Consider the following 9,362-nt stretch of genomic DNA (forward strand, 5'->3'; position numbering starts at 1 on the left):
AATGGGAATGGCGGTTCGCTTGTTCTATAATCGCGTATTCATCAGGAATCAATTATGACAGCACAACTCTCCAAAAAAAGCGAAGCCTGGTCGGCGCGCTTCAACGAACCCGTCTCGGATCTGGTCAAGCGTTACACCGCATCGGTATTTTTCGACAAACGCTTGGCGCAAGTCGATATTCAAGGTTCGCTCGCCCATGCGGAGATGCTGGCGCATCAGAATATCATCAGTCAGGAAGACCACGCCGAAATCAAACGCGGCATGACGCAAATTCTGGAAGAAATAACAGCCGGCAAATTCGAATGGCTGCTGGATCTGGAAGACGTCCATCTGAATATTGAAAAACGCCTGACCGAACTGGTCGGCGATGCCGGCAAACGTTTGCACACAGGCCGCTCGCGTAACGATCAAGTTGCAACCGATATCCGTCTGTATGTACGCAGCGAAATCGACAACATCGTCGCCCTGTTACGCGATCTGCGCTTGGCGCTGCTGGATCTGGCAGAAAAACATGCGGATACGATTTTGCCCGGCTTCACCCACATGCAAGTCGCGCAACCGATTACCTTCGGCCATCACATGCTGGCTTACGTCGAAATGTTCAGCCGCGATGCAGAACGCATGCAGGATTGCCGCAAGCGTGTGAATCGCTTGCCGCTGGGCGCTGCCGCACTGGCCGGCACGACTTTCCCTATTGACCGCGAACGCGTTGCAAAGACACTGGGCTTTGAAGACGTTTGCCACAACTCGCTGGATGCAGTTTCCGATCGCGACTTCGCGATTGAATTCTGCGCTGCTGCTGCGTTGATCATGACGCACGTATCCCGCATGTCGGAAGAACTGGTGATCTGGATGAGCCCACGGGTTGGCTTCATCGATATCGCAGATCGTTTCTGCACTGGATCATCGATCATGCCGCAAAAGAAAAACCCTGACGTACCGGAACTGGCACGTGGCAAAACAGGCCGCGTCAATGGCCACTTGATCGCGTTGTTGACCTTGATGAAAGGCCAGCCACTGGCCTATAACAAGGATAATCAGGAAGATAAAGAGCCTTTGTTCGATACCGTCGATACCGTCATCGATACCTTGCGTATTTTTGCCGACATGGCGACTGGTATTACGGTCAAGCCTGACGCGATGCGCGCTGCTGCCTTGCAAGGTTATGCGACCGCTACCGATCTGGCCGACTATTTGGTGAAGAAGGGCCTGCCCTTCCGTGATGCGCATGAAGCCGTTGCGCATGCAGTACGTGCTTGTGTGGATCGTGGCATTGATCTGAGCGATCTGACTTTGGAAGAAATGCATGGCTTTTCCAAGCTGATTGAAGCTGATATTTTTGAAGTGTTGACGCTGGAAGGTTCAGTTGCCGCACGCGATCACATCGGTGGCACTGCTCCGAAACAAGTCCGTTTGGCGATAGCCAGACATCGCGCTAATCTGTCCTGATTAGCGATTTGATCAGATGGCGGATTCCCACTCATGCCATCTGATCAACATTTCAAAAATTCCCCCTAAAAACTCGATATTTCTCTGCTGAATTTAGCTGCGCACGACTGATCGTAATGTTGGCGTCAGCTAGACGCTGTATCGTTCTTGTCTGTAAAAATGGGATAAGCCTGTACGCAGCGAAAAAGCAGCGCCAAAAGAGCGCAAGCGAATTATCTTCTTTATACTCGCAGTAATTAAAAAAGTACTTACATGGCAGTTGCTTAAAACGGCATGTTTGTGTCTTGTTCAAATCCAATCTGGAGACAAAAAATAATGTCTTTTTTACTATCGCTTTCGCGATTCATTGACGATCTCAATGAAAAAATAGGCCATGGCATTAGTTGGGCTTTGTTGCTTGCCGTACTTATCTGTACCGGCAATGCTGCGATCCGCTATCTTTTCAATATCAGCTCAAACGGCTGGCTCGAAATTCAATGGTATTTGTTTGGCGCTATCTTTTTGCTGGCAACGTCCTATACCTTGCGTCGCAATGAACACGTCCGCATTGACGTTATCGTCGGCCGCTTCTCGAAGCGCACCCAAGTCTGGATCGATTTGATCGGCTTCATCGTATTTTTGATGCCTGCAACCTTGCTGATTCTGTATTACGCGACACCTTATGCCTGGATTTCGATTCAAAATCAGGAAGTATCGAGTAATGCAGGTGGCTTGATCGTCTGGCCTGCAAAACTGTTGATCCCTGTTGGCTTCGTGCTGCTGGCGTTGCAAGGCATATCAGAAATCATCAAACGTATCGGCTATCTGAAAGGGCTGGTTCCTGCCAGCGCTTTCGAAAAGCAAACCGCTACGCCTGAAGAAGAAATCGCGGCGATCAAAGCTGCCAATCAAATTAACTGATCGCCAGGAATACACATGACTGAATTTCTCATTGCGAACATGGCGCCGATCATGTTCGGCGCGCTCGTCGTATTTTTACTATCCGGTTTTCCAGTTGCCTTTTCGCTCGCTGCCAACGGCCTGTTTTTTGGTCTGGTCGGTATCGAACTGGGCTTGTTGAAACCTGAACTGTTGCAAGCTTTGCCGAATCGTATTTTCGGCATCATGGCGAATGACACCTTGCTGGCGATTCCATTTTTCACCTTCATGGGATTGATTCTGGAACGTTCAGGGATGGCTGAAGATTTGCTCGATACCATCGGCCAATTGTTTGGTCCTTTGCGTGGCGGTGTGGCTTACGCAGTTATTTTCGTCGGTGCTCTGCTGGCAGCAACCACCGGCGTGGTCGCTGCATCCGTCATTTCGATGGGCTTGATTTCACTGCCGGTCATGCTGCGCTATGGCTACGATAAAAAACTGGCCAGTGGTGTCATCGCTGCATCAGGTACGCTAGCGCAGATCATCCCGCCATCACTGGTACTGATCGTGATGGCAGATCAACTTGGTCGTTCCGTCGGCGATATGTATCAAGCCGCTTTCTTCCCTGGTTTAATGCTGACCGCAATGTATGCAGGTTATGTACTGATCATCTCCATCATCAAACCTACCTGGGTACCCGCCTTGCCACTGGAAGCGCGTAATCTGCGCGAACCAAATGGCAATAGCGGCGTAGTCTCACTTTTGTTGTTGATCATCGCCACCATCGCAGTCTGCTTCGCAATCGAAGGCATCCTGCTGGCAAGCAATCCAAAACTGCATGCCGACGAAGGCGCAATCTATGCAGCTAGCCTGGGCATCATAGGCGCGTTCGTATTAGCAGTGATCAATCGCAAGATGAAGCTCGGCTTGCTGTCGAAAATGGCCGAAAAAGTAGTGTTTGTATTAGTGCCTCCGCTGGCATTGATTTTCTTGGTGCTCGGTACGATTTTCGTCGGTATCGCAACGCCAACTGAAGGCGGCGGCATGGGCGCGTTCGGCGCACTGGTTCTGGCTTTGATGAATCGTCGTCTGTCATGGAGCTTGTTGAAGCAAGCGATGAACTCAACATCGCGTCTGTCTTGCTTCGTCATGTTCATCCTGATCGGTTCCAGCGTATTCGGCCTGATCTTCCGCGGCGTCAATGGCGATCTGTGGGTTGAACACTTGCTGACATCATTGCCAGGCGGCACAGCCGGCTTCCTGATCGTGGTCAACATCATGTTCTTCGGCCTGGCTTTCTTCCTGGACTTCTTTGAACTCGCGTTCATCTTGGTACCTTTGGTTGGTCCGGTTGCTGAAAAACTGGGGATTGATCTGATCTGGTTTGGCGTTCTGTTGAGCGTCAACATGCAGACCTCGTTCATGCATCCACCGTTCGGCTTCGCCCTGTTCTATTTACGATCCGTCGCCCCGAAAGAGGTGAAGACATCGGATATTTATTGGGGCTCGGTACCGTTTGTATTGATCCAGGTGATCATGGTCACATTGATCATCGCCTTCCCGAAACTGATCTCGGTCGATTCAAAAACCGATATGCATGAAAAGATCGAGTTGCAGATCGATATGGGGGGAGGTCAAGAATATGGCTCTCGCGGCGGCTCGGAACTGAACTTCTCAGGCGGTGATGAAAAACCTGCAGAAGCAAGCGAGGAAGCACCAGCCCTCAACTTCTCGACTGAACCAGACAAGAAGTAATTAGTTTTGCTCCTGCCTATCCCGCATGATTAGCTCTGCGGGATTTTTTTATGCCCAAAACGAATAGCAAGTTGCCACCATTTTTCGCAAGATAAGATCGTCAATTGGCAGACGTTAAAAAACCCGCAGGGCAAACGCGCTGCGGGTTTTTGTTAAGGCAAGAATTACTTACTTGCGACCGATCATGAAGTTCTGGATCGGCGCTTCAGCAACCGAAGCCCATTGGTTCTGATCGTTGCGGAAACGTTTCCACGGTTCGTAGATCTTCTTGAACTTGGCATTTTTCGCGGCTTCTTCATCCATCGTTTCAACAGCAGCTTTGTAGCAAGCTTCCATGATCGGTTTGGAGAATTGACGCAGCTTGACACCGTTCTTCAGCAAACGTGCCAATGCGGCTGGATTACGTGCATCGTATTCCGCTTGCATGACAACGTGTGCTTCGTAGGAAGCAGCTTCTACTGCAGCCTGATATTGCTTAGGCAGTTTTTCCCATTCCTTGATACCGATGTAGAACGAGAGTTGCAAGCTTGGTTCCCACCAACCTGGTGTGTAGTAGAACGGAGCAACCTTGTTGAAGCCGAGTTTTTCATCGTCGTAAGGTCCGATCCATTCAGCTGCATCGATCGTGCCTTTTTCCAGCGCAGGATAGATGTCGCCACCAGCGATCTGTTGTGGCACCAGGCCGAGACGTTGCATAACGCGACCGGCGAAACCACCGATACGCATTTTCAAGCCTTGCAGATCTTTTACTTCCTTGATTTCTTTACGGAACCAGCCGCCCATTTGGGTACCAGTGTTACCGCCCATGAAATTGACAATGCCGTAATCCTTGAAGAATTCACGGGTCAATTCACGGCCGCCGCCTTGGTCGAACCATGCGGTTTGCTGACGCGAAGTCAGGCCGAAAGGAACCACCGCGTCGAATGCGAATGTAGGGTCTTTACCGAAATAATAGTAAGAAGCCGAATGGCCAATCTCAACCGTACCGGCTTGCACTGCGTCCATGACCTGCAACGCTGGAACAATTTCGCCACCAGCGAAAGGACGGATATTGAATTTGCCGTCAGTCAGTTGTGACACACGTTTGGTAAATACATCAGCTGCGCCGTAAATCGTATCTAGCGATTTAGGGAAGCTGGATGCCAGACGCCAGTTGATCGTTGGATTAGCTTGTGCAAAAGATGGCACAGCAACCGCGCCAACCGATGCACCAACTGCTGCTTTTTTAAGGAATGAACGACGTTCCATTTTGTCTCCTGATTGGTTAAGGACAAGGCTTCTATCAAGCATGTTCGCCGAAAAAATTCGCCGAATATGCGGAATAAAAAACTGAGTTGTAAGTGTGGCGTAAGCCCTGCAAAGTAATAAAAATTTGCAGCCTTTCGCGATAAACAACTGGCATAACCATACTACGAAAACGTCGTATTAACCACCAGCAACCACCATATTTTCAATCAATATTGAACCGGTTTGTTTGGTCCCGCGAACCAGAGTATCTGCACCAATTGCGACCACCTGCATGAAGATATCTTTCATGTTGCCAGCGATCGTGATTTCTTCAACCGGGTATTGAATAATGCCCTTCTCGACCCAGAAGCCGGACGCGCCGCGCGAGTAATCGCCGGTCACATAATTCACGCCCTGGCCCATCAACTCGGTGACCAGCAAACCGGTATCAAGTTTTTTCAGCATGGCTTTGAAATTATCAGTCGGTACCGTCAATGACGATGTCATCGACAAATTATGCGAGCCGCCGGCATTGCCGGTCGTCTGCATGCCGAGCTTGCGTGCGGAATACGTGGACAGAAAATATCCCTGCACCACGCCGTCCTTGACGACATCACGGCTGCTGGTTTTTACGCCTTCTTCATCGAAGGGTGAAGAGCCGACCGCGCCTACGACATGCGGGTCTTCTTTAATTTGTACGTGGGCAGCGAAAGCAGATTTGCCGAGCGAATCCAGCAAGAAAGTAGATTTGCGATACAGCGCACCACCGGAAACGGCTTGCACAAATGCACCCAATAAACCAGCCGCCAATGGCGCATCAAACAATACCGGGCAATTACGCGTATCGATCTTGCGTGCATTCAAACGTGCCAACGCACGTTGCGCGGCGTAACGACCAACCGCTTCCGGCGCTGCCAATTTTTTCGGATCGCGCATCGACGTATACCAGTCGTCGCGCTGCATATTGCTGCCCTTGCCTGCAATCGGTGCGACAGAAATTGTGTGACGCGAATACGGATAACCGCCTATGAAACCGCGTGAGTTAGCGGAAACAAAATGCGATTGCTGCGCATAGACGCTAGCACCTTCGCTATTGGTAATGCGCTTGTCGACCGCGAACGCTGCCGCCTCGCCGCGCTTGGCCAATTCGACCGCTTCTTCGGTTGAAATCAGCCATGGGTAACAGAGTTTTAAATCGCGTGGGTTACGTTCCAGCAAATCATCATCCGGCAAACCGGCGCAATCATCTTCCGCAGTAAACCGCGCAATGTTGTATGCCGCTTCGACCGTATCTTTCAACGTTTTTTGCGAAAAATCGGAAGTGCTCGCATTGCCTCGACGGATATGGCGTTCTTCGCCCAGATATACCGTCACGCCCATGCCCTTGTCTTTGTTTTGTTCTATCGTTTCGACGCCGCCCTTGCGTACGGAAACCGACAAACCGCTGCCTTCGCTGATCTCTACTGCGGCGCCAGACGCGCCTTTTTCCTTTGCATAACGCAAAACATCCTGCGCAAGTTGCTTTAACTGATCTTGACTATGTATAAACACTGATTCGCTCATGGGGGTCGTTTTCTTCGGGAATGCGTATAAAACAGTTATGATAGCAGTCGTTTACAGAATGGCTATACGCCTTACCCTCAGATCATGCCAAATCCCAACCGAGGCTCCTGCGGCTTCCAGTCCACAGAATTCGAACAGGAATACGAGCGCCCCTCCAAATCCGAGCTCAAACGCCAGATGACCGCCCTGCAAAAGCTGGGCGCAGAACTGATTGCCGAGCCGCGCGACCGCGTCAAACGCGTCCCTATGCCGGAAGACGTACGCGATGCCATCCTTGAATGCCAACTCATCAAGGATCACGAAGGCCGTCGTCGTCAATTGCAATATGTCGGCAAAAAAATGCGTTCGCTGGAAGAACACGAACTCGCTGCCATCCAGAAAATGCTCGACAGCTGGAAAGGCGCATCGAAGTCAGAAACCGCCGCACTGCATGCGATCGAACGCAAGCGCGACAAGCTGCTGGCCGACGACAAAGCATTGACCGTTTTGCTGGAACAGAATCCGCAACTCGAAGCACAGCATTTGCGCACACTGATTCGCAATGCACGCAAAGAACAAGCTGAGAACAAACCGCCGAAAGCCTACCGCGAACTGTTCCAGATTCTGAAATCACTGCAAGCACCGGCTGCACAACCAACGGATGACGAAGACGATGTCGAAGAAGACCAATCCTGATGAATTGAAAATCGGTCTGGTATCGATTTCCGACCGCGCCTCCAGCGGTGTATATGAAGATCAAGGCATTCCGGCATTGCAAGCATGGTTCACCGCCGCACTCAGCAGTGCGTGGACAATGGAAACTCGCCTGATCCCGGATGAACAAGACGCGATCGAAAAAGCATTGATCGAACTGGTCGATGTCGAGCGCTGCGATCTGGTCATCACAACGGGCGGCACAGGTCCAGCACGTCGTGATGTGACACCTGAAGCAACACTCGCTGTCGCCACTAAAGAGATGCCAGGCTTCGGCGAACAAATGCGCCAGATCAGCTTGCACTTCGTCCCGACCGCAATCCTCTCGCGTCAAGTCAGTGTCATCCGCGAAACCGCAGATCACGCTGCCCTGATCATGAATCTGCCTGGCCAACCTAAATCCATCAAGGAAACGCTGGAAGGCTTGAAAGACGCAGACGGCAAGCAAATAGTCGGCGGCATCTTTGCTGCAGTGCCTTATTGCATCGATTTGATGGGCGGCCCCTACGTCGAAACCAATGAATCTATCTGCAAAGCCTGGCGTCCGAAGAACGCGATTCGCCCAGCAAAATAATTCCCAGTAATTCATTTTCACTAATTTCCAGCAAATCTTTTCTCGCAATTTCAAATCACATCATGACTCTGAAAACCGTCGAACTCGTCACCGCACCGAACCCAACCGTAGCCGTCATCTGGATGCATGGTCTAGGCGCCGATGGCAATGACTTTGTACCTATCGTCAAAGAATTGAAGCTCGAAGGCTGCCCTGCCATCCGTTTCGTATTCCCGCATGCACCGATGCTCGAAGTCACCATCAATGGCGGCCGCATGATGCCCGCTTGGTACGACATCTCGGCATCCGAGTTTGGTCGTGATGATGATGAAGACAGCGTGCGCAGTTCGCAAGTCGATATCAATGCATTAATCGAACGTGAAAAAGAACGTGGCATTGCAGCAGACAAAATTTTGATCGGCGGTTTCTCGCAAGGTTGTGCGATGACTTTCCAGACAGGTTTGCGCTACCCGGAAAAACTCGGCGGCCTGCTGTGCCTTTCAGGCTATCTACCGCTGGAAGCGTCGTTCGAAGCTGAACGTAGCGAAGCTAACAAGAACATTCCGATTTACTACGGTCACGGTCTTGAAGATCAGGTGATTCCTGTTAAACGTGCGCAGCAAACGCTGGCGCTGTTACAGAAGCATGGCTACGACGTTGAATGGCATGAATACGATATGCCGCACTCTGTTTGCATGGAAGAGATTATTGATATCAGCAACTTTTTGAAGCGCGTGTTGGCTTGAGATTTTGTTTTGATTGATGGTTATGGGAGACGCGCTTGACGCGTCTTTTTTTCGACTGGAGTTTCCTGTCGATTGATTGGAAATTTTTGTTGTTTTATTTTTGGCTGATTCAACGGTGTTTTCTTGTTGTTAGTCAGTAGCCGGGGGTAGCCCGGCAGCTACTCACTTTTCTTGCTTCGCCAAGAAAAGTAAGCAAAAGAAGGCGACCGCGAAGCCGCTGGCCCTTCGGGCTTCCCGTTTGTGCAAATCAAAAAATGGGAAGCGAACGAAACTCGCCTACGGCTCAAACAGCGTTCACTTCTTTATCCATTTTCTGCTCCGCACAAACGGCAGCGTCACAGCGGTTTAACTTCAACGGCGGTTCAGTGGCACCAGCATTGTTGCTAGCTAATTCAAAATGCAATCAAGCGCATGTAAGAAGTTGATCTTGCGGTTGCGGTTGCGGTTGCGGTTGCGGTTGCGGTTGCGGTTGCGGTTGCGGTTTGATTTTGCAGTTGACCTTAACCGCATCTGACGTT

Annotated in this window: 8 protein-coding genes; 6 read left to right on the plus strand and 2 right to left on the minus strand. The window is 50.7% G+C overall.

The features are described 5' to 3' along the window. The first annotated feature begins 54 nt into the window (after window positions 1-54). The 3 genes from argH (at window position 55) to Q7T66_RS13015 (ending at window position 4,062) form a co-directional block, all read left to right on the plus strand. A complete protein-coding gene (argH, locus tag Q7T66_RS13005) occupies window positions 55-1,449 on the plus strand; it encodes an argininosuccinate lyase (protein ID WP_304933733.1) in 1,395 nt (464 codons plus the stop codon). A gap of 315 nt (window positions 1,450-1,764) precedes the next feature. After that, a complete protein-coding gene (locus tag Q7T66_RS13010) occupies window positions 1,765-2,349 on the plus strand; it encodes a TRAP transporter small permease subunit (protein ID WP_304933734.1) in 585 nt (194 codons plus the stop codon). Between the two features lie 15 nt (window positions 2,350-2,364). After that, the gene (locus Q7T66_RS13015) at window positions 2,365-4,062 is read left to right on the plus strand and encodes a TRAP transporter large permease subunit (RefSeq protein ID WP_304933735.1); all 1,698 of its coding nucleotides are present in this window, start codon (window positions 2,365-2,367) and stop codon (window positions 4,060-4,062) included. 168 nt (window positions 4,063-4,230) lie between these two features. On the opposite strand, the gene Q7T66_RS13020 is transcribed toward Q7T66_RS13015, so the two are convergent. Both Q7T66_RS13020 and pmbA read right to left on the minus strand, forming a co-directional pair. Next, entirely contained in the window at window positions 4,231-5,310 is a 1,080-nt protein-coding gene (locus Q7T66_RS13020) for a TRAP transporter substrate-binding protein (protein ID WP_304933736.1), read from the minus strand. Window positions 5,311-5,487: 177 nt separating this feature from the next. Then, window positions 5,488-6,852 carry a metalloprotease PmbA gene (gene pmbA / locus Q7T66_RS13025; protein WP_304933737.1) on the minus strand — a complete coding sequence of 455 codons (1,365 nt, stop codon included), beginning with the start codon at window positions 6,850-6,852 and terminating at the stop codon, window positions 5,488-5,490. A gap of 84 nt (window positions 6,853-6,936) precedes the next feature. On the opposite strand from pmbA, the gene yjgA reads away from it, so the two are divergent. The 3 genes from yjgA (at window position 6,937) to Q7T66_RS13040 (ending at window position 8,844) form a co-directional block, all read left to right on the plus strand. Continuing rightward, window positions 6,937-7,527, plus strand: coding sequence for a ribosome biogenesis factor YjgA (gene yjgA / locus Q7T66_RS13030; RefSeq protein WP_304933738.1), 591 nt, complete (start codon window positions 6,937-6,939; stop codon window positions 7,525-7,527). Beyond that, window positions 7,505-8,119, plus strand: coding sequence for a molybdopterin adenylyltransferase (gene mog / locus Q7T66_RS13035; RefSeq protein WP_304933739.1), 615 nt, complete (start codon window positions 7,505-7,507; stop codon window positions 8,117-8,119). Before yjgA ends, mog begins: the two co-directional genes overlap by 23 nt. Before the next feature lie 62 nt (window positions 8,120-8,181). Further along, window positions 8,182-8,844 (plus strand): alpha/beta hydrolase, encoded by a 663-nt coding sequence (locus Q7T66_RS13040; protein WP_304933740.1) that lies wholly within the window; start codon window positions 8,182-8,184, stop codon window positions 8,842-8,844. The last annotated feature ends 518 nt before the right edge of the window (window positions 8,845-9,362 follow it).

This window comes from Herminiimonas sp. (genome assembly GCF_030655415.1).